The following is a 21916-nucleotide window of genomic DNA, read 5'->3' as shown; positions in this document are numbered from 1 at the left end:
GAGCGTGCCAGGCCTCACGGCTTTCAGCTCCGGATTCGGCGCGAGCGTCGCGGACAGCCGGCTGTGCCGGCTGCATGACCAGCTCGTGTCGCCGGGTGATGTCTGCGCGCGGTTCGAGGTGGTCCTGGCGCGCTGACACGAGCGCTCACCGTGTGCCCCGGCTGCAAGCCGGGACGCACGTTCCTCAGCCCATGCTCAGCGGAGCATGGTGCGCCATCCCAATTCCGAACCCCCGCCGAGCCGCGACGTGCGCCGCTCAGTCGTTCAACGCAGTCCGCGTATCGCCAGCCGATGCACGCGATGCCGCACGTGCGCGTTCCTCTTCGGCCGCGCGCCGATTCGAGGCCCCCGTCGCGCCTCGAATGAACAGCACCGCACAGGCCGCGCACATCACCCAGATGCCGAATATCACCAGCCATTTTTCCATTTCACCGGTCCCTCAGAAACCCCGTATCGTTTTTTGTGCGTGCCGTGAGGCCGCGTGTCACTACGCCTGTTTAACGGCGCGCCGGCTCATTTAATAAGAGTAAATGCAAAAAGAATCACGCCAGGGAAAGTACTGATCGCAACCGCCGCCGCCGCGTGTCGCACCGTCAGCCGGAAACCCCCGCCGCACAGGGCTCCCAGCGGGGTGCAACCATCTTCTCACAATGGTTGCACCTTTTTATTGGGAGGCGTACGATTCGCCCAACTTTTAGTCTTTTATCAGGCATTCGTCTGGTCTCCGAAGAAGGAAACATGGCTAGCACCACCCTTGGCGTCAAGGTCGACGACCTCCTGCGTTCCCGGCTGAAAGATGCCGCCGCCCGTCTCGAACGCACTCCGCACTGGCTGATCAAGCAGGCTATCTTCGCCTATCTGGAGCGCATCGAGCACGGCCAACTGCCACCGGAACTGTCGGGCGCGACAGGCACTGCCGATCTGGCCGACGGCGCGGCGGTCGAGCAGGAGGAAGACGGTGCGTCGCACCCGTTCCTCGAGTTCGCGCAAAACGTGCAACCGCAATCGGTGCTGCGCGCGGCGATCACCGCTGCGTACCGCCGTCCGGAACCCGAATGTGTGCCGTTCCTGCTCGGCCAGGCGCGTTTGCCGGCGACTCTCGCGGACGACGTACAGGCCATGGCCGGCAAGCTGGTCGAGACGCTGCGCTCGAAGAGCAAGGGTGGCGGCGTCGAAGGTCTGATTCACGAATTCTCGCTGTCGAGCCAGGAAGGCGTGGCGCTGATGTGCCTCGCCGAAGCGCTGCTGCGCATCCCGGATCGCGCGACCCGCGATGCGCTGATCCGCGACAAAATCAGCAAGGGCGACTGGAAGTCGCACGTCGGCCAGGCGCCGTCGCTGTTCGTCAATGCCGCTACGTGGGGCTTGATGATCACCGGCAAGCTGGTGACGACCAACAGCGAAACGGGGCTGTCGTCGGCGCTCACGCGTTTGATCGGCAAGGGCGGTGAGCCGCTGATTCGCAAGGGCGTTGATATGGCGATGCGCCTGATGGGCGAGCAGTTCGTCACCGGTGAGAACATTTCCGAGGCGCTCGCCAACAGCCGCAAATACGAAGCGCGCGGCTTCCGCTACTCGTACGACATGCTCGGCGAAGCGGCCACCACCGAAGCCGATGCGCAGCGCTACTACGCGTCGTACGAACAGGCGATCCACGCGATCGGCAAGGCCGCCGGCGGCCGTGGCATCTACGAAGGCCCGGGCATCTCGATCAAGCTCTCGGCTTTGCATGCACGCTACTCGCGCTCGCAGCAGGAGCGCACGATGAGCGAACTGCTGCCGCGCGTGCGCTCCCTCGCGATCCTCGCGCGTCGTTACGACATCGGCCTGAACATCGATGCCGAAGAAGCCGACCGCCTCGAAATCTCGCTCGATCTGCTCGAAGCGCTGTGCTTCGATCCGGAACTGGCCGGCTGGAACGGCATCGGCTTCGTGGTGCAGGCGTATCAGAAGCGCTGCCCGTTCGTGATCGAATACATCATCGATCTGGCGCGCCGCAGCCGTCACCGCATCATGGTGCGCCTCGTGAAGGGTGCGTACTGGGACACCGAAATCAAGCGCGCGCAAGTGGACGGCCTCGAAGGCTATCCGGTCTACACGCGCAAGATCTACACGGACGTGTCGTATCTCGCGTGCGCGAAGAAGCTGCTCGGCGCGCCCGACGCAGTCTATCCGCAGTTCGCCACGCACAACGCGCACACGCTGTCGGCGATCTATCACCTCGCGGGCAACAACTACTATCCCGGCCAGTACGAGTTCCAGTGCTTGCACGGCATGGGCGAGCCGCTGTACGAGGAAGTCACCGGCCGCGACAAGCTGAACCGTCCGTGCCGTGTCTACGCGCCGGTGGGCACGCACGAAACGCTGCTCGCGTACCTCGTGCGCCGTCTGCTGGAAAACGGCGCGAACACATCGTTCGTGAACCGCATCGCCGATGAAAACGTCGCGATCAAGGACCTGATCGCCGACCCGGTCGACGAAGCGTCCAGGATCGTGCCGCTCGGCGCGCCGCACGCGAAGATTCCGCTGCCGCGCAATCTGTATGGCGCCGAGCGTCTCAATTCGATGGGCCTCGATCTGTCGAACGAGCATCGCCTTGCGTCGCTGTCGTCGGCGTTGCTGGCGAGCGCGCATCATCCGTGGCGCGCCGCGCCGATGCTCGAAGACAACGAGATCGCCGTGGGCATTGCGCGCGACGTGCGCAATCCGGCCGATCACCGCGACCTCGTCGGCACGGTCGTCGAGGCGACGCCGGATCACGTGAGCGCCGCGCTCGCGCATGCGGTTGCCGCCGCGCCGATCTGGCAAGCGACGCCGGTCGACGCCCGCGCCGATTGCCTCGCCCGTGCCGCCGATCTGCTCGAAGCGCAGATGCATACGCTGATGGGGTTGGTGGTGCGCGAAGCGGGTAAATCGCTGGCGAACGCGGTCGCTGAAATCCGCGAGGCGATTGATTTCCTGCGCTACTACTCCACGCAGATTCGCGACGAGTTCTCGAACGATACGCATCGTCCGCTCGGACCCGTGGTCTGTATCAGTCCGTGGAATTTCCCGCTGGCGATCTTCATGGGCCAGGTGGCGGCGGCGCTGGCCGCCGGTAACACGGTGCTCGCCAAGCCCGCTGAACAGACGCCGCTGATCGCCGCGCAAGCCGTGCGGATTCTGCGCGAAGCCGGTGTGCCGGCCGGCGCGGTGCAACTGCTGCCGGGCGACGGTGAAACCGTCGGTGCCGCGCTGGTGGCCGACGCGCGCACTCGCGCAGTGATGTTCACCGGCTCCACCGAAGTCGCGCGCCTGATCAACAAGACGCTGTCGAACCGCCTCGATCCGGACGGCAAGCCGATTCCGCTGATCGCCGAAACGGGCGGCCAGAACGCGATGATTGTCGACTCGTCGGCGCTCGCCGAGCAGGTGGTGGCGGACGTGCTGCAATCGTCGTTCGACTCGGCCGGTCAACGTTGTTCGGCGTTGCGCGTTCTTTGTCTACAGGACGATGTCGCGGATCGCACGCTCGAAATGCTGACGGGCGCAATGCGCGAACTGGCGGTCGGCAATCCGGATCGACTGTCGATCGACGTCGGCCCGGTGATCGACCTCGACGCGAAACGCGGCATCGACGCGCACGTCGCGGCGATGCGCGAGAAAGGCCGCAAGGTCGAGCAACTGCCGATGCCCGAAGGCACGGCGCAGGGCACCTTCGTGCCGCCGACGCTGATCGAGCTCGACAGCATCGACGAACTGAAGCGCGAAGTGTTCGGGCCGGTGCTGCACGTGGTGCGTTACCGCCGCAGCCAACTGGACAAGCTGCTCGAACAGATTCGCACGACCGGCTACGGCCTGACGCTCGGCATCCATACGCGGATCGATGAAACGATCGCGCACGTGATCAGCCGCGCGCACGTCGGCAACATCTACGTGAACCGCAACGTGATCGGCGCGGTGGTGGGTGTGCAGCCGTTCGGCGGCGAAGGCCTGTCGGGCACGGGGCCGAAAGCGGGCGGCGCGCTGTATCTGCAGCGACTGCTCGCCACGCGTCCGGCGGGTTTGCCGAAGTCGCTTGCGCAGGCTTTGGTTGCGGATGTACCGCAAAGCGCCGAAAACAGCGACAATCCGTCCGTCGCATTGACTGCGTTGCGCGACTGGCTGATCGCCGAGCGCCAGCCGCAACTGGCGGCACGCTGCGACGGTTATCTGTCGCATGTGCCGGCGGGCGCGACCGCGGTGTTGTCGGGACCCACCGGCGAGCGCAACACCTACACGCTGGGCGCGCGCGGCACGGTGCTGTGTGTCGCGTCGACGGCGAGCGGGGCGCGCGTGCAGTTCGCCGCAACGCTGGCTACGGGAAATCGCGCGCTGTTCGAAGGCGCGGCGGGTGAACAATTGGTTTCGCAGTTGCCCGCATCGCTGAAGTCGTATGCCAGTGTGAAGAAGAGCGCCGACGCGCCGTTCGACGCCGTGCTGTTTGAAGGCGACAGTGACGAACTGCTTGCGCTGGTGAAGGAAGTCGCGAAGCGCCCCGGGCCGATCGTCTCGGTGCAGGGCGTCGCGGCGCGCGCGCTGGAAAGCGGCGAAGAGGATTACGCGCTCGAGCGGCTGTTGACGGAACGCTCGGTCAGCGTGAATACGGCAGCAGCAGGCGGCAACGCGAATTTGATGACGATCGGTTGAGCGAACCTCACACGATCCCCTCAATAAAACGGAAGCGGTACGGCGACCCCGATACCGCTCCATTACACCTGGTACCAAGGAGAAGCTATGCAACACAAGATGAAACAGCTGGCAGGCGCAGCGCTGGTTGCGGCAATGTCGCTGGCGGGGACGGCCAACGCTCAATCGACGGAAGACGTGAAGGTGGGTTTCGCCGGTCCGATGACGGGCGCGCAGGCTCACTACGGCAAGGACTTCCAGAACGGCATCACGCTGGCAGTGGAAGAAATGAACGCGACCAAGCCGGTGATCGGCGGCAAGCCGGTTCGCTTCGTGTTGGATGCGGCCGACGACCAGGCTGACCCGCGCACCGGCACGACCGTCGCGCAAAAGCTGGTGGATGACGGCATCAAGGGCATGCTCGGCCACTTCAATTCGGGCACCACGATCCCGGCTTCGCGCATCTACGCGAACGCGGGCATTCCGCAGATCGCCATGGCGACGGCGCCGGAATACACGCAGCAAGGCTTCAAGACCACCTTCCGCATGATGACGTCCGACACGCAGCAAGGTTCGGTCGCCGGCGCGTTCGCGGTCAAGAACCTCGGCATGAAGAAGATCGCGATCGTCGATGATCGCACGGCTTACGGCCAGGGTTTGGCCGATCAGTTCGAAAAGGCGGCGAAGGCGGCGGGCGCGACGATCGTCGATCGTGAATACACGAACGACAAAGCGGTGGATTTCAAGTCGATCCTGACCAAGCTGAAGTCGGCGAACCCGGACCTGATCTATTACGGCGGCGCGGATTCGCAAGCGGCACCGATGGTCAAGCAGATGAAGCAGCTGGGCGTGAAGGCGCCGCTGATGGGCGGCGAAATGGTTCACACGCCGACGTTCATCAAGCTCGCGGGTGACGCGGCCAACGGCACGGTGGCATCGCTTGCCGGCTTGCCGCTGGAAGAAATGCCGGGCGGCAAGGACTACGTCGCGAAGTACAAGAAGCGTTTCAACGAAGACGTGCAAACGTACTCGCCGTACGCTTATGACGGCGCAATGGCGATGTTCGCTGCAATGAAGACCGCCAACTCGACCGATCCGGCCAAATATCTGCCGGTGCTCGCGAAGACCTCGATGCCGGCGGTGACGTCGTCGGACCTCGCGTACGACAGCCGCGGTGACCTGAAGAACGGCGGCATCACGCTGTACAAGGTGGTCGACGGCAAGTGGACGACGCTGCAAAGCGTGGGCGGAAAGTAAGCGGGTTTTTGCTGCTTGCTCTGCTTTTGATGATGAAAGAAACCCCGCTTCGGCGGGGTTTCTTTATGGGGCAGTTGCTCCGCACTACCGCCACTCGACCAGCCCCGCACTACTACTCCCCGCGCATGTTCCGTCCCTGCTCACGGATCTGCTCCAGCGTCGCGCCCGGCGTACTCGCTTCCTGCGTCATGCGAATCTCGATCACCGCCGCGCGTTGCGCGCTCATCGCCCGTTGCAACGCGGGCAGAAAATCCTCGGTCCGTTCCACGGTCTCGCCATGCGCGCCGAACGACCGCGCGAATGCCGCGAAGTCCGGATTCGTCAGCCCGGTGCCATGCACGCGGTTCGGATAATGCCGCTCCTGATGCATCCGGATCGTGCCGAACTGGCTGTTGTTCACGACGATGAAAAGCACGTGAAGGTCGTACTGCATCGCTGTCGCCAGTTCCTGCGCGGCCATCATGAAGCAGCCGTCGCCGGCGAGCGCGACGACCGCACGCTGCGGATACATCGACTTCGCCGCGATCGCCGCCGGCACGCCATAGCCCATCGCGCCACTTGTCGGCGCGAGCTGCGAGCGATAGTGCCGATACGAGAAGTGCCGATGCAGCCACGTCGCGTAATTGCCCGCGCCGTTCGTGAGGATCGCGTCGTCCGGCAGATGCGCGCGCAATTGCTGGATCACTTCGCCCATTTGCACGTCACCGGGAATCGGGCGCGGCTTGCGCCACTCGAGATACGCGCGGTGCGCGTCCTCGGCCGTGCCTGCCCAGGCCAAAGCGCCAGAAGACGGCTGCAACACAGCCAGCAGCGCAGCCAACTCGGGCATGCCGGAGACGATCGGCAAATCCGCGACATACACGCGTCCCAACTCTTCCGCGCCTTGATGCACGTGCACAAGTGTCTGCTTCGTCTTCGGGATGTCGAGCAGCGTGTAGCCGTTCGTTGTCGCTTCGCCCAGGCGTGGGCCGAGTACGAGCAGCAAGTCGGCGTCGCGGATGCGTTGCGCCAACGCCGGATTGATGCCGAGGCCGACATCGCCCGCGTAGTTCGGATGGTCGTTATCGAGCGTGTCCTGAAAACGGAACGCGAGGCCGACCGGCAATTGCCAGTTCTCGACGAAGCGCCGCAGGTCCGCGCATGCGGCCGGCGTCCAGCCGCTGCCGCCCGCAATCACCATCGGCCGCTGCGCGCCTTCGAGCAACACGCGCAGCTTCTCGATCTGCGCGCCGGACGGCGACGCCGCCACGCGCTGATAGGCCGGAACGCCGGCCACGGCATCGCATGCATCGCTCAACACATCTTCCGGCAGTGACAGCACGACCGGCCCCGGCCGCCCGGAGGTCGCCGTATGAAACGCATGGCTCAGATATTCGGGAATGCGCTTCGGATCGTCGATCTGCGCGACCCACTTCGCCATCTGACCAAACATGCGCCGATAGTCGATTTCCTGGAAAGCCTCGCGGTCGAGATGTTCGCGAGCGCATTGGCCGATCAGCAGGATCATCGGCGTGGAGTCCTGAAACGCGGTATGCACGCCGATCGACGCATGCGTTGCGCCCGGTCCACGCGTGACGAGCGCGACGCCTGGGCGGCCCGTCAGTTTGCCGACCGCTTCCGCCATGTTCGCCGCTGCGGCTTCATGGCGGCAAACAATGGTCTGGATGTGTTCAGTCTCGTCGTGCAGCGAATCCAGCACGGCGAGAAAGCTCTCGCCGGGAACACAGAAAACGCGTTCGACACCGTGCGTGAGCAAAGCATCGACGATGAGACGTGCGCCCGTCGTGCGAGCAACGTTGGAATCTGAAACGGGAGCATTCGGCAGTGACATTGCGAAGAAGCCTCCAGGCAGTGCGTGAGTGCGGTTGGATATTGTCGCATCGACGGAACGCGGGACGTTGGCCGATGAGCGCCTCGACAGCTTACGCCGAGCGCGTGTTCGCTGTCATGGCGCAGCGCAACTGTCTTGCCGCGAAGCGAGAACATGAACAGCGAACGCGCAAACGGAAACGCGAGCCTCGGCTCGCGTTTTCATGCGCAATCAGACAACGTGCCTCAGCACTCGACGATGTTCACCGCCAACCCGCCCCGCGACGTTTCCTTGTACTTGGTCTTCATATCCGCGCCGGTCTCGCGCATGGTCTTGATGACCGAATCGAGCGACACGTAGTGGCTGCCGTCGCCGCGCAACGCCATGCGCGCCGCGTTGACCGCCTTCACCGAGGCCATCGCGTTGCGTTCGATGCACGGAATCTGCACCATCCCGCCGACCGGATCGCAGGTCAGTCCAAGGTTGTGCTCCATGCCGATTTCGGCGGCGTTCTCGACCTGCTTCGGCGTGCCGCCCATTACGGCGGCGAGCGCGCCCGCCGCCATCGAACAGGCCACGCCCACCTCGCCTTGGCAGCCCACTTCCGCGCCGGAAATCGACGCGTTCAGTTTGTACAGAATGCCGATCGCCGCCGCCGTCATCAGGAAGTCGATCACGCCCTGCTGGTTCGAGCCGGGCATGAAGCGCGTGTAGTAATGCAGCACGGCCGGAATGATGCCGGCGGCGCCGTTGGTCGGCGCGGTAACGACGCGGCCGCCTGCGGCGTTCTCTTCGTTGACGGCGATCGCATAGAGATTGATCCAGTCGATCATCGACAACGGATCGCGCAGCGCCAGCTCGGGATTGCCCGACAGCGCGCGATACAACTGCGGCGCGCGGCGCTTCACCTGGAAGGGCCCAGGCAAGTTGCCATCGGCGTCGGGGTTGTTGATGCCGCAGCCACGCGCCACGCACGACTGCATCACGTCCCAGATTTTCAGCAAGCCGGCGCGCGTCTCTTCTTCCGTGTGCCAGACGCGCTCGTTGTCCCACATCAACTGAGCGATGCTCTTGCCGGTCGATTCACACAGCGCGAGCAATTCGTTGCCGGTGCGAAACGAGTGCGGCAGTTGATCGACGGCGCTCAGCACCTTCGTGTTCGGTGCGCCGGCCGTCACGACGAAGCCGCCGCCCACCGACAGATAGGTCGACTCGCGCAACGTTTCACCTTGCGCGTCGAACGCGCGCAGCTTCAGCCCATTCGGGTGCTCGGCGAGCGCCTGCCGGTAAAACGAAATGTGGTCCTTTTGCACGAACGGCACCTCGTGCGTGCCGAGCAGCGCGAGCTTGCGCGATACCCGCACCGCTTCGAGCCGTTGCACGATTGTGTCCGGGTCGACCGTGTCGGGCGCATCGCCCATCAGGCCGAGCATCACGCCGCGATCCGTGCCGTGCCCTTTGCCGGTCGCGCCGAGCGATCCGTACAGATCCACTTTCACCGATGCGGTCGCATCCAGCAGTCCGTCGCGTTCAAGCCCTTGAGCGAACATCAACGCCGCGCGCATCGGCCCAACTGTATGAGAGCTGGACGGACCAATGCCGATTTTGAAGAGATCGAACACGCTGACTGCCATTGACTGCTCCTGCTGATAAGTAGATTTTAGCGCGCCGGCAGCGGTAAACACACGGCGAGCCACGCGGGCGGCGTCGGTGCGAGCTGCAGCGCGATCGGCGTAAAGCGTCCGTCGAGACGCGCCGCCAGGTGAAACAGTTCCGTCGCGTTCTTCGGGTCCCATTGACCCGAATAGCCAGGCAAGCCGGCCTCACGACGCTTTGCATCGAACGGCACGTTCGAATGCACGAATTCCTCATGCGTCTGGCTGCCGGACGCAAACGGCGCGAGCCAGTCGAGCGCGGCGAGCAGCGTGGCGCCGTTCGCACCCTTCTCCTGCAGCCAGTTGCGGTTGTGGCGGCGCGCGGCCAGCGCGGCCATCACGAGCGGCTGCAGATCGTAGGTGACGTAATGCAGCGCGTCGCGTTCGCTGAAGTCGATGGTCGAGCCGTCCGGCGCGATGTTGTCGCCGATATGCTCGACGAACAGACGCTGCGCCGCGTTGATCATCTTGCGGTTATCGAGCGTGAATGCGGCCATCGCGATTAGCTTGATGCGGTGGCTCTGCCAGTTGTTGCGGAAGGTGTCCTTCAGCGGCCTGGGCTGCGCATCGATCTGCGCGATGTAGCCGTTGGCGAGCTTTGTCAGGAACGCCATCGTCGCATTGCGCGTCTTTACGGGCAACGCGCTCGCCGTCATGTCGTACGCGAGGATCAGCCCTTCGAAACGCGTCTCGTCGATCGGATTGAAGCTGGGCTGATAAGTCGTGACCCACGCGTACAGCAAGCGGTCCACGAGCTTCAGATAGCGGTCATCGCTGGTCGCGCGCCACGCGAGCGCGGCGTCGCGCAGCAGATCGAGATCCTTCTCCGCTTCGACGCTCTGATCGTAGATGCCCTCGTGCGGCAACGTACCCTCGGTATGCAGCTTTGCGAGCGCATGCGGCTGCTCGTTCAGATGCGCTTGCACATTGCCGACGAGCGCCTTCACGCCGGGATCGGCGTTGGTGCGCTCGCTTGTTTGCAGCGCGGGCGCCGCACAGAAATTCATCGCGGCCTGCGCTTGCCGCAGCGGCAGCAGCGCAGCCGCACCGACAACCAACAGTGCGCAGGATTGCCGCCACACGCGGACTCGGCTTGCAGCGGCCCGGCTTTGCATCGATCGCACCTTTCGCGCCATGCGAAACTCCTCGTTAGGCTGATTCGGTGTGTGATGTTAGCCGTTTGCGGCCACGAGCGACAGGAGCCCGGGCGGAACAGCGCGCACCGCCCTGCCGCGTGTTGCGGGCAGCCGGCGATGCGCGGCGTGGTCACGCTTACTCGTAGTCGGCGATCGGCACGCAGGAGCAGAACAGATTGCGGTCGCCGTACACGTTGTCCGCACGGCCGACCGGCGGCCAGTACTTCTTCGCGATCAACGTGGGCAGCGGATACGCGGCGGTTTCGCGAGCATAAGCATGCTTCCAGTCGTCGGCGATCACCACCGCCGCGGTGTGCGGCGCATGCTTCAGCGGATTGTCCTCGCGGTCCGAGCGGCCTTCCTCGACCGCGCGGATTTCGCTGCGGATCGCGATCATTGCTTCGATGAAGCGATCGAGTTCTTCTTTCGATTCCGATTCGGTCGGCTCGACCATCAGCGTGCCCGGCACCGGGAAGCTCATCGTCGGCGCGTGGAAACCGTAGTCGGCGAGGCGCTTGGCGACGTCGTCGACGGTGATGCCGCTGGTTTCCTTAAGCGGGCGCAGATCGAGAATGCACTCGTGCGCGACCAGTCCGCCCGGGCCCGAATACAACACCGGATAGTGCGGCGCAAGTTTGTTCGCGACGTAGTTCGCGTTGAGGATCGCGGTTTCGGTCGCGGCGGTCAGGTTCTTCGCACCCATCATCGCGATGTACATCCACGAGATCGGCAGGATCGATGCTGAGCCGTACGGTGCGCCCGACACCGCGCCGATACCGTTCGGCGTGCGCTCATAGCCCGACGAGATCTGGTTCGGCAGGAACTGCGCGAGGTGCGCGCCGACCGCGACCGGGCCGACGCCCGGTCCGCCGCCGCCGTGCGGAATGCAGAAGGTCTTGTGCAGGTTCAGGTGCGAGACGTCGCCGCCGAACTGGCCCGGCGCGCACAGGCCGACCATCGCGTTCATGTTCGCGCCGTCCACATACACCTGGCCGCCGTGCGCGTGCACGATCTCGCAGATTTCGCGCACGTTCGCCTCGAACACGCCGTGCGTGGACGGATATGTGATCATGATCGCCGCGAGTTTGTCGGCGTGCTGGGCGGCCTTCTTCTTCAGGTCTTCGATATCGACGTTGCCTTGCGCGTCGCACGCAACTACCACGACCTGCATGCCGGCCATCTGCGCCGACGCCGGGTTGGTGCCGTGCGCCGAAGCGGGAATCAGGCAGACGTTGCGATGCGCTTCGCCGCGCGACGCGTGATACGCGTGGATGATCAACAGACCCGCGTACTCGCCTTGCGAGCCGGCATTCGGTTGCAGCGACACGGCGGCATAGCCGGTTGCGGCGACCAGCATCTCTTCGAGTTGATCGATCATCTCGCGGTAGCCGACGGTTTGATCGGCCGGCGCGAACGGATGGATCTGGCCGAATTCGGGCCACGTGACGGGCAGCATTTCCGAGGTCGCGTTCAGCTTCATCGTGCACGAGCCGAGCGGGATCATCGAGCGGTCGAGCGCGAGGTCCTTGTCCGACAGGCTGCGCAGATAGCGCAGCATTTCCGTTTCCGAATGATGACGGTTGAACACGTGGTGCGTGAGGTACGCGCTGGTGCGTTCAAGCGCGGCCGGCACCGATGCGGTGTTCGATGCGGCGAGCGTCGCGTCGAGCGCGTCGACTTGCGGCACGTCGCTGGCGAAAGCCGCTTGCGCGAACACGGCGAGCAGATCGGCCAGATCGTGGCGCGTGGTGGTTTCGTCGATCGACAGGCCGACTTGCGTGGCGCTCACGCGGCGCAGGTTGATGCGCTTCGCGGTGGCCGCGTCGAGCAGCGCTTGCGTGCGCACCCCGGTGTCGAACGTGAGCGTGTCGAAGAAGGTTTCATTGACGAGCGTGTAGCCGAGTTGCTTCGCGCCTTCGGCGAGCAGGGCGGCGATCCGGTTCACACGCAGCGCGATGGTCTTCAGACCGTGCGGGCCGTGATACACCGCGTACATGCTGGCCATGATCGCGAGCAGCGCCTGCGCGGTACACACGTTCGAGGTGGCCTTCTCGCGACGGATATGTTGTTCGCGCGTTTGCAGCGCGAGACGCAGCGCGGAGTTGCCTTGCGCGTCGATGGTCACGCCGACCAGACGGCCCGGCATCTGACGCTTGAATTCGTCGCGCACCGCGAGATAAGCGGCATGCGGGCCGCCAAAGCCCACCGGCACGCCGAAGCGCTGCGTATTGCCGACGGCCACGTCCGCGCCCCATTCGCCCGGCGGCGTGAGCACGGTCAGCGCGAGCAGATCGGCGGCGACCACCACGTGGCCGCCCGCTGCGTGGATGGCTTCGGTCAGCGCGCGGTAGTCGCGCACGTCGCCGTTCACGCCCGGGTATTGCAGCAGAACGCCGAATGCGTTCGCATTCGCGGCTTCCGCGGCCGGGCCCACTTTCACTTCGATGCCGACCGGCGTGGCGCGCGTCTTCACCACTTCGATGGTTTGCGGCAGCACGTCGTCGGCGACGAAGAACACGTTCGACTTCGGCTTGCCCACGCGTTGCAGCAGCGTCATCGCTTCGGCGGCGGCGGTGGCCTCGTCGAGCAGCGACGCGTTCGAGATCGCCAGACCCGTCAGGTCGACGATCATCTGCTGGAAGTTCAGCAACGCTTCCAGACGGCCTTGCGAGATTTCCGGCTGATACGGCGTGTACGCGGTGTACCACGCCGGATTTTCGAGCACGTTACGCAGGATCACCGCCGGCGTGTGCGCGTTGTAGTAGCCCTGCCCGATGTACGAGCGGAACACCTGGTTCTTGTCCGCCAGCTCGCGCAGCGCGGCGAGCGCTTCGGCTTCGCTCTTCGGTTGCCCGAAGGGGCCGAGCGGCAGCGTTTCGGTGCGGCGGATCGTCTGCGGAATCACGGCGTCGATCAGCGCGGCGCGCGACGCGAAGCCGAGGGCTTCGAGCATCGCTTGCTGGTCGGCCGAATCCGGGCCGATGTGCCGTTCGGCGAAGGCGTCATGCACTTCGAGCGCGGCGAGCGAGAGAGGAGTGCGGTTCATCAGACGATCCGGGTGTTCGAGCTTCATGGGTGTTCCTGGCGGTGCGGCGCGCGATGCCTCGCGGGGGCCGCACCTGACGTTTAACGAAATGTGAATCAGGCGCCGATCGACTTGGTGTACGCGTCGGCGTCGATCAGGCGGTCCTGCGCTGCATCGGCGGCGGGTTTGATCTTGAAGAGCCAGCTGTCGTACGGCGTGCTGTTGACCGAGTCGGGCGAGTCGGCCACAGCCGTGTTCGCTTCGATGATCTCGCCCGAGACCGGCGCGTAGATATCGGAAGCGGCCTTCACCGATTCGATCACGGCGACGGTGTCGCCTGCGGTGACGGTCTTGCCCAGTTGCTGGACTTCGAAGAAGACGATGTCGCCGAGCGCTTCCTGCGCGTGGTCGGTGATACCGACCGTCAGCGTGCCGTCCGCTTCGGTGCGGACCCATTCGTGCGATTCGGTGTATTTCAGATCGGCCGGGATGCTCATCGGATGCTCCTTGCGGTGTGTTCGTTATTGGCTTAAAAGGGGGACGTGCGCGCGGCTGCTTAAACTGCCAGCACCTTGCCGTTGCGCACGAACGGCAGTTTTACCACGCTTGCGGGCAGGGCCTTGTCACGAATCTGGACGTGAACGGTGTCGCCCGGCAGCACGCCTTTGGGCACGCGCGCGAAAGCGATGGATTCCTGCATGGTCGGGGAAAAAGTGCCGCTGGTGATTTCGCCTTCGCCGTGCGGTGTGAGGATTTTCTGATGCGCGCGCAGCACGCCGGCCGCCTTGCCGTTTTCCTTCAGCAGGATCAGGCCGACGAACGCCGCCTTCGAGCCGTCGGCTTCGAGCCGGCTTTTGCCGACGAAGTCGCGCGGCGAGGTCAGGTCGACGGTCCATGCGAGTCCGGCGTCAAGCGGCGAGACATTGTCGTCCATGTCCTGGCCGTACAGGTTCATGCCGGCTTCGAGGCGCAGCGTGTCGCGTGCACCGAGGCCGGCCGGGCGCACGCCTTGGGCGTGCAGCGCGTTCCACAGGGCCTGAACGTGGGCCGCCGGCACGATGATTTCGAAGCCGTCTTCGCCGGTGTAGCCGGTGCGCGCCACGGTCAATTCGCCGAACGGCGTGTTTTCGACGCGCGCGGCGTTGAACGGCTTGAGCGCTTCGGTGGCGGCGCGCGCGGCGGGCACCGTTTGCCAGACTTTTTCGCGCGCGTTCGGACCTTGCACGGCAACGATCGCGAAGTCACGGCGCGGCGTGATGGTCAGGCCGAAGCCGTCGTCGGTGTTGAGTTGGCCGAACCAGGCGATATCTTTGTCGGCAGTGCCGGCATTGACGACCACGCGGAAGTGGTCTTCGCCGAAGTAATAGACGATCAGATCGTCGATTACGCCGCCGTTCGGGTTCAACAGGCAGGAGTAGAGCGCGCGGCCGGGCGTTTGCAGCTTGCCGACGTTGTTGGCCAGCGCGTATTCGAAGAAGGCGCGCACCCGCTCGCCGGTGAAATCGACCACGCACATGTGCGAAACGTCGAACATGCCGGCGTCGGTGCGCACGGCGCGGTGTTCCTCGATCTGCGAGCCGTAATTGACGGGCATGTCCCAGCCGCCGAAATCGACCATGCGGGCGTTGAGCGCACGGTGAGTGGCGTTGAGCGGGGTGTGTTTGAGTTCGGTCATAGGGCCTCGGGCATCTCGCGAAACAAAAAAGGCCATGCGGCGCTACGCCTCGCGGCCTGATGCCTGCGAGCGTGGTTTTGCATGACCCCTCTGTCCTCGATACCTGAGAGATTGCGCTACCGCGAACGTTGATCTGTCGCGGTGAAACGCGCGCCCCTTCGGTGGGCAGCCTGCCTGAGCCTACGTGATGTTGCCAAAACGCAGACGGCTACTGCCGCTCTCCAGAGTGCGAAAAACCGTGCCTTGACGTGTTGCTTTGGCGCGGATTTTTCGACGCGGTCGGTCCTTTTGCCTGAGAGTTTGCGGGTGTGCCCCTTCGGCGGCGCGGCCTGCGATATTCGGCGGCCAGCGCGCTCTCCCGACGCGTGCGGCGAATGTACGCGACGGCTGGGGGCTTGTCAAATAAAGGCCCGCGACCGGCATGGTGGCTAGCGGGGCGCGGCGCCGGCGTCAAAAAGCGCGGGCCATGCTGCCCGCGCTGCTGTCCGCGCTCGTGTTGCTTCAGTGCTGGAACCGGCAGCGCTTACTCGCCGATCGCGCGAGCCGCGTTGTCCAACTCCTGATTCAGCACGCGCTGTTCGTCGGCGGTAAGGCCGCCGCCGTGTTGCGCGGCCATGTCGTGCGCTTCCTGGCGGATCACGTCCAGCCGATGATGCAGCGCTGCGCCTTGCGGCGGCGGGTAGTCGCCCTGATTCACGCGCTTGTCGATGCGGCGGCCGAGATTATCGATCCGGCCGTCCACCTGATGCAGACGCTGATCCGCGATCTGCTGCGGGCTGGGGCGCGGCGCCGGCGCCGGCTGGGGCGTCACCACGCAGGCGGCGAGAGAACTGAGCAAGGCGCATGCGGCAATGGCGCGAAGGGTACGGGGCATGGACTCTCCGGAAGTCGTTTTCTTTGATGGTGCTACTCGGGTAGCAACGGATGATCGCGGCGGCGCGCTGACCGGGGAGGCGGGCAGAGTTGTAACGTTATGTTCCTTTCGGGGACGTCAGGTTGATGCGCGCGGCGCTCGGCCAATGTGTTTTTAGGTACACAAGCCGTCACGCCGCGCAGCGGAACAGTTCAGCGAATGGACTCGAACGGCAGGCGCACGCCTTCTTCCGAGCTGCGCGCGGCAAGCTCGATGATGGTCATCACGTCGACCGCATCCTGAGGCCGCACAGGGAATGCGACGCCGTTCTGGATGGCGTCCGCCAGCGCGATATAGAACCCGACGTAGTCGCCGTTGCGCGTGGGAACCTCGCGTTCGACTTCCTGATCGCCTTCCAGCACGCGCAGCACGCCGGCCGGATTGCCCGCGCCGAAGCCTTCATCGCCCGGGCGCAGACCGGCCTTCAGCTGGTCCTCCTGGGTGTCGAGGCCGTGCTTCACGTAACTGCCGCGCGTGCCATGGATCGCAAAGCGCGGCGCGACCAGAGCCGTCAATGCGCTCGCGTGCAACACCACCTCGAACTCGGCGTAGCCGAGCTGAATGTGCACATAGTCCGGCGCGCTTGCCTCGTCGCGATGCGTGCGCACCGTCGCCGACACGGTTTGCGGTTTGCCGAACAGCGCCAACGCCTGGTCGATCAGATGCGGCCCAAGGTCGAACAGCAAGCCGCCGCCCCGCGACACCTCTTCGCGCCAGCGCTGCCGTACTTGCGGGCGGAAGCGGTCGAAGTGCGATTCGAATTGCGTGACGCGCCCCAGCTCCACGCGGGCGAGCAGATCGCGCACGGTCAGAAAATCGCCGTCCCAGCGACGGTTGTGAAACGGCACGAACAGCTTGCCCCGCGCGAGCGCGATGTTGGCGAGCGTATGGGCGTCGGCGGCGCTCAGCGTGACCGGCTTGTCGACCACCACGTGCTTGCCGGCTTCGAGCGTGCGGCGCGCGAGGTCGAAGTGCGTGTCGTTGGGGGTCGCGATCACGACACACTCGATGTCGTCGAGCGCCAGAAGCGCGTCGAGGTTGGCCACGATTTTCGCGTGCGGATAGTCGGCCAGCGCGCTCTCGGGCTGACTCGTGGCGATGGCGGCGACATTGGCGCGCCCGCAATGCGCGATCACCGGCGCATGAAAGGTCGCGCCGGCAAAACCGTAGCCCATCAATCCAATTTTCAGCGATGCGGACATGCGTGTCTTCCTGCAAAAAACGGCGCGCCGCTTTGCCACCGCGGCGACGGCGCGCAACACCCGCAATTGTGGCATGTCCCGAAGGCGGACCGTCAGCGTCTTCGTTGCGATCCGTCCGGGGTAGCCGTTGCGGACCTCGGTCGGGGGTATCTATCGAGGTATCCATGTTAACATCGCTCCTCTCGCGCGAATCGCAGCGGAACGGGACGCCTTCGCACCCCTCGGCGCGTCCGTTCCAGCCGACGCCGTCGCGCAGCATGCCCCGAGCCTTCGGCCGGCAGTTTCGCGCCGACGCGCTTTCAACCGCCGCTTTCAACCGCATTACCCATCCACAGACGATGTCCGCAGGCCTGAACCCCGCTCAAAATGAAGCGGTCCGTTATCTCGACGGTCCGTGTCTCGTGCTCGCCGGCGCAGGCAGCGGCAAGACGCGCGTGATCACGCAGAAGATCGCGCACCTGATCGAAGCCAAAGGCTTCGAGCCGCGCCACATCGCCGCTGTCACGTTCACGAACAAGGCCGCGGCGGAAATGCGCGAGCGCGTAGGCAAGCTGCTCGAAGGCAAGACGCTCACCACGCCCGGCAAGGAAGGCCGCAAAGTGCCCGTCAATCAGTTGACGGTCTGCACCTTCCACTCGCTCGGCGTGCAGATTCTGCGGCAGGAGGCGGAACACGTCGGCTTGAAGCCGCAGTTCTCGATCATGGATTCGGACGACTGCTTCGGCATGATCCAGGAGCAGGTCGGCTCGACGGACAAGGGTTTTATCCGCAAGATCCAGTCGATCATCTCGCTGTGGAAAAACGGCCTGATCATGCCCGAAGAGGCGATCGCGATCGCCGCGAACGAGGACGAGCATCAGGCCGCGATCGTCTACCGCAACTACGTGGCGACGCTGCACGCGTATCAGGCGGTCGATTTCGACGACCTGATCCGCCTGCCCGCCGAACTCTTTGCGAAGAACGAGCAGGTGCGCGAGCGCTGGCAGAACAAGCTGCGCTATCTGCTGATCGACGAGTACCAGGACACCAACGCGTGCCAGTACGAACTGGTGAAGCTGCTGGCGGGCAAGCGTGCGGCGTTCACGGCGGTCGGCGACGACGACCAGGCGATTTACGGCTGGCGCGGCGCGACGCTCGAAAATCTCGGGCAGCTCAGCAAGGATTTTCCGAAGCTGCACCTGATCAAGCTGGAACAGAATTACCGCTCGACGGTGCGCATTCTGACCGCCGCGAACAACGTGATCGCGAACAACCCGAAGCTGTTCGAAAAGAAGCTGTGGTCCGAACACGGGATGGGCGACACGATCACCGTCACGCCTTGCAACGACGAAGAACACGAGGCCGAGTCGGTGGTGTTCCGCCTGTCCGCGCACAAGTTCGAGCGGCGCGCGAATTTCCGCGACTACGCGATCCTGTATCGCGGCAACTTCCAGGCGCGCATCTTCGAGCAGGTGCTGCGTCGCGAGCGGATTCCGTACGTGCTGTCCGGCGGCCAGTCGTTCTTCGATAAAGCCGAGATCAAGGACATCTGCGCATACCTGCGTTTGATCGCCAACGCCAACGACGACCCCGCGTTCATCCGCGCGATCACCACGCCGCGCCGCGGCGTCGGCAATACGACGCTCGAAGCGCTCGGCTCGTTCGCGGGCCAGGCGAAGGTGTCGCTGTTCGAGGCGGTGTACATGGGCGGCATCGAAGCGCGTCTGTCGCCGCGCCAGATCGAACCGATGCGCGTGTTCTGCGACTTCATGCAGCGGCTTACCGATCGCGCGGAAAAGGACGCGGCCGGCACGCTGCTCGACGAACTGATGGACGCGATCCACTACGAGGCGTACCTGTACGACGCATTCGACGAACGCCAGGCGCAGGCCAAATGGCAGAACGTGCTGGAGTTCATGGAGTGGCTCAAGCGCAAGGGCACCAAGGCCGAGCCCGAAGGCGGCGCGAACAGCGAAGCGACCGGCTACGACACGGCAGACGGTTTCGGCGACACCGGCAAGAACCTGCTCGGCCTGATCCAGACCGTCGCGCTGATGTCGATGCTCGAAGGCCGCGAGGAAGATCCCGACGCGGTGCGGCTTTCGACCGTGCATGCGTCGAAGGGGCTGGAGTATCCGCACGTGTTTCTGGTGGGCGTCGAGGAGGGCATCATGCCGCATCGCGGCGGCCCCGACGACGAACCGATCGACGACGCGCGCATCGAGGAAGAACGCCGTCTGATGTACGTCGCGATCACGCGTGCGCAGCGCAGTTTGCATCTGAACTGGTGCAAGAAGCGCAAGCGCGCGCGGGAGACGGTGGTGTGCGAGCCGTCGCGCTTCATTCCCGAAATGTTGCTCGACGATGCGCCGCCGCCGACGCCCGAAGAAGCGCCGATGTCGCCGAAAGACCGGCTCGCGAGTTTGAAGGCGTTGTTGCAGAAGCCTTGAGTTCGCAAGACCCCGTGCGTCGCATGTGCTTCGGCGCTTTTTCCGAAGGCTTGAGCTAGAGTGGCGCGGCTCGTCGACGCAATGCCGGCGGGCGTGAATCGGAGAACGCCCGCATGACCCCGCCGCCGCTCGCACGCTATCGCCGCGCGCTCGAAACCTACATCGACGCGAAAGACAACACCCGTCCTCGACGCATCGCCGAAGTCTTCGCGGCGGACGCGGTGCTCACCATTTCGCTTGCGACTTCGGCGATTGCATTTCCGGCCCGCGTCGTGGGCGCCGACGCGATCGCGAAAACGCTCGTCACGGATTTCGGCGCGCAATATACGCGCTGCCGGACTTACTACGTGTGCGATTCGCTCGACGTGCAAGGCGGCGTGATCGACGCGCTGCCCTGGCTGGTGGTGATGCGTGAGACGGCGAGCGGCGCATTGCGGGTCGGCCACGGTGTGTACCAATGGATCTTCGACGACTCGCAGGCCGTCACCGGGTTCGACATCCATATCGCCCGCATGGACGTGGTGCCCGATGCCGACGGCGCATTGCTCGACGCGTTGCAGGAGGGCCTGGACTATCCGTGGCTTGCGCCCGCCACGTTGAACGCGCGTTTCACCGCGCTCGCTCGCAGCGCGCCAGCACTGGCCTTTGCCGATGCGTTCAGCCGTCCGGCGTCGGCGCCGGACAGGCTCCATCGGAGCTGACGCATCAATGCGTCGCGCATGAAAAAATCCCTGCACGCGCTATTGCTATGCAGGGATTTTCGTATCGCGGCCAACGCCGCTAGCGGTGTTGTCGAACGCCTTACTTCACCGCGCTGACCATGTAGTCGACGGCGGCCTTGACGTCGGCGTCCGGTGCAGTCGAGCCGCCCTTCGGCGGCATTGCGCCCTTGCCGTGCAGCGCGTAGTTATAGACCGTGTCCATCGGCTCTTTCAGGCGCGGCGCCCACGCTTCCTTGTCGCCGAATTTCGGCGCGTTCAGCACGCCGGCCGCGTGACAGGCCTGGCAAACCTGCTGATACAACGCCTTGCCGGCTTGCGATGCGTCCGCGCTTTGCGTGCCGCCTGCCGCGGGCGCCGCAGCTTGCGGGACGCTCGCCATGGCCGCCATTGCCGCTGCGGCCTGAGTGGCGGCTGCGTCCGAAGCGCCTGCCGACGGCGCAGCCGCTGCCGCACCTAAGGCCGCTGCTGCACCCGAAGCCGCCGCACCCGCCGCGGGCTGCGCCGGTTCCGGGAAGCTCGCGCCTGAGTTGTTCGCCATGTACACCACCGCACGAGCGATTTCGAAATCGCTGTAGTCGTCCGGGCCGGTGCCGCCGCGCGGCGGCATGGCGCCCTTGCCGGCGAGCGCCGCGTGCAAGAGCGTGTCGAAGCCCTGCGAGATGCGCGGCGCCCAGTCGGCGGTATTGGTGAATTTCGGCGCACCCGCCGCGCCCGACGCGTGACATGCGGAGCACACGGCCTTGTAGACTTCTTCGCCGCTCTTATAGACGCGCGGCGCGTTGGCGTCGCGAATCTCGACCTGGGCTAGCGGCTTGATGCGGGCGACGACTTGGGCTTCGGAGAGAGAGTCCGTGCCGGCGCCGGTGCGTGTCGAATTGTCGACATAGATCGCCAGCAGAATGATGATGACGATCGGCACAGCAAACCCGGCGATGACGGCGACGACGAGCTGCCCTGGGGTTTTGATCGGGGCTCCGTGTGGTGCTTCGCTCATGCTTGTCTCGTCTCCGTGGGTATGTGAGCGGTACAGCGTGACGGCAACTTCTTGTTCTATATCAGCCACGGACGATTATAGACGGAAGATTTCGACGGCGGCGAGGGCGGCGGTGCGGTGTTCAGCAGGCGTTTACCCGGAGCGCGAGGGGCGTCCGGAGGGCGGCAAATCTTGCTATATCGGGCGTCCGGTGGACGTTCGGGCCGAAACCGGGTATTCTTCCGGTCTCGCTTTGGCGTCGCATCCGCTCAGGTTGCCGCGCATTCGTGTTGAAGCGCCCGTAGCTCAATGGATAGAGTACTGCCCTCCGAAGGCAGGGGTTGCTGGTTCGATCCCAGCCGGGCGCGCCACAAAGAGTGATTTTCGATCGAAGGGCTTACGCATTGCGCGATAAGCCCTTTTTTCTTTTTGCAGCGTCGCTCGCTCGACTCGGCATGCGCGACGTACATGC

Annotated in this window: 15 protein-coding genes, 1 tRNA gene and 2 riboswitches; of the genes, 6 read left to right on the top strand and 10 right to left on the bottom strand. The window is 64.7% G+C overall.

The window, feature by feature from the left end; all coding sequences use genetic code 11:
- The first annotated feature begins 4 nt into the window (after positions 1-4).
- Complete coding sequence (locus FVF58_RS54140) at positions 5-136, top strand: hypothetical protein (protein ID WP_281291178.1); 132 nt, start codon at positions 5-7, stop codon at positions 134-136.
- A 120-nt stretch (positions 137-256) separates the two neighbouring features.
- Here the strand turns inward: FVF58_RS54140 and FVF58_RS51370 are convergent, their stop codons facing one another.
- Positions 257-427, bottom strand: coding sequence for a hypothetical protein (locus FVF58_RS51370; RefSeq protein ID WP_188130790.1), 171 nt, complete (start codon positions 425-427; stop codon positions 257-259).
- A gap of 311 nt (positions 428-738) precedes the next feature.
- Between FVF58_RS51370 and putA the strand changes: the two genes are divergently transcribed.
- Together putA and FVF58_RS11340 are read left to right on the top strand one after the other, a co-directional pair.
- Entirely contained in the window at positions 739-4668 is a 3930-nt protein-coding gene (gene putA / locus FVF58_RS11345) for a trifunctional transcriptional regulator/proline dehydrogenase/L-glutamate gamma-semialdehyde dehydrogenase (protein ID WP_149669997.1), read from the top strand.
- Positions 4669-4755: 87 nt separating this feature from the next.
- Positions 4756-5904: a branched-chain amino acid ABC transporter substrate-binding protein gene (locus FVF58_RS11340; RefSeq protein ID WP_149669996.1), complete on the top strand. Its 1149-nt coding sequence runs from the start codon at positions 4756-4758 to the stop codon at positions 5902-5904.
- Between the two features lie 112 nt (positions 5905-6016).
- Here FVF58_RS11340 and FVF58_RS11335 read toward each other — a convergent pair whose 3' ends face one another.
- From FVF58_RS11335 to FVF58_RS11300, 8 genes are all read right to left on the bottom strand, one after another.
- Complete coding sequence (locus FVF58_RS11335; protein ID WP_149669995.1) at positions 6017-7735, bottom strand: thiamine pyrophosphate-binding protein; 1719 nt, start codon at positions 7733-7735, stop codon at positions 6017-6019.
- Between the two features lie 224 nt (positions 7736-7959).
- Positions 7960-9348: an L-serine ammonia-lyase gene (locus tag FVF58_RS11330; protein ID WP_149669994.1), complete on the bottom strand. Its 1389-nt coding sequence runs from the start codon at positions 9346-9348 to the stop codon at positions 7960-7962.
- A gap of 26 nt (positions 9349-9374) precedes the next feature.
- Positions 9375-10505, bottom strand: coding sequence for an alginate lyase family protein (locus FVF58_RS11325; RefSeq protein WP_149669993.1), 1131 nt, complete (start codon positions 10503-10505; stop codon positions 9375-9377).
- Positions 10506-10641: 136 nt separating this feature from the next.
- Entirely contained in the window at positions 10642-13578 is a 2937-nt protein-coding gene (gene gcvP, locus FVF58_RS11320; RefSeq protein ID WP_149669992.1) for an aminomethyl-transferring glycine dehydrogenase, read from the bottom strand.
- Between the two features lie 68 nt (positions 13579-13646).
- A complete protein-coding gene (gene gcvH, locus FVF58_RS11315) occupies positions 13647-14027 on the bottom strand; it encodes a glycine cleavage system protein GcvH (RefSeq protein WP_149669991.1) in 381 nt (126 codons plus the stop codon).
- 59 nt (positions 14028-14086) lie between these two features.
- Positions 14087-15205 carry a glycine cleavage system aminomethyltransferase GcvT gene (gene gcvT, locus FVF58_RS11310; RefSeq protein WP_149669990.1) on the bottom strand — a complete coding sequence of 373 codons (1119 nt, stop codon included), beginning with the start codon at positions 15203-15205 and terminating at the stop codon, positions 14087-14089.
- A gap of 80 nt (positions 15206-15285) precedes the next feature.
- A riboswitch (glycine riboswitch) is annotated at positions 15286-15440 on the bottom strand.
- A 35-nt stretch (positions 15441-15475) separates the two neighbouring features.
- Positions 15476-15576: riboswitch (glycine riboswitch) on the bottom strand.
- A gap of 152 nt (positions 15577-15728) precedes the next feature.
- On the bottom strand, positions 15729-16079 hold the full coding sequence (locus FVF58_RS11305; protein WP_149669989.1) for a YdgH/BhsA/McbA family protein: 351 nt from the start codon (positions 16077-16079) through the stop codon (positions 15729-15731).
- A gap of 191 nt (positions 16080-16270) precedes the next feature.
- A complete protein-coding gene (locus tag FVF58_RS11300; RefSeq protein WP_149669988.1) occupies positions 16271-17320 on the bottom strand; it encodes an oxidoreductase in 1050 nt (349 codons plus the stop codon).
- Positions 17321-17658: 338 nt separating this feature from the next.
- On the opposite strand from FVF58_RS11300, the gene FVF58_RS11295 reads away from it, so the two are divergent.
- Together FVF58_RS11295 and FVF58_RS11290 are read left to right on the top strand one after the other, a co-directional pair.
- Positions 17659-19749, top strand: a complete 2091-nt coding sequence (locus tag FVF58_RS11295; RefSeq protein ID WP_149670168.1) for a UvrD-helicase domain-containing protein — start codon at positions 17659-17661, stop codon at positions 19747-19749.
- Between the two features lie 113 nt (positions 19750-19862).
- Positions 19863-20450, top strand: a complete 588-nt coding sequence (locus tag FVF58_RS11290; protein ID WP_149669987.1) for a hypothetical protein — start codon at positions 19863-19865, stop codon at positions 20448-20450.
- 100 nt (positions 20451-20550) lie between these two features.
- On the opposite strand, the gene FVF58_RS11285 is transcribed toward FVF58_RS11290, so the two are convergent.
- On the bottom strand, positions 20551-21465 hold the full coding sequence (locus FVF58_RS11285) for a c-type cytochrome (protein ID WP_149669986.1): 915 nt from the start codon (positions 21463-21465) through the stop codon (positions 20551-20553).
- Between the two features lie 274 nt (positions 21466-21739).
- Between FVF58_RS11285 and FVF58_RS11280 the strand changes: the two genes are divergently transcribed.
- Positions 21740-21815: transfer RNA gene (locus FVF58_RS11280), tRNA-Arg, on the top strand.
- Positions 21816-21916 lie beyond the last annotated feature (101 nt).

This window comes from Paraburkholderia panacisoli, assembly GCF_008369935.1.
Classification (GTDB): Bacteria; Pseudomonadota; Gammaproteobacteria; order Burkholderiales; family Burkholderiaceae; genus Paraburkholderia; species Paraburkholderia panacisoli.
Note: the sequence above shows the minus strand (reverse complement) of the source record. Positions and strands in the feature narration are given on the sequence as shown.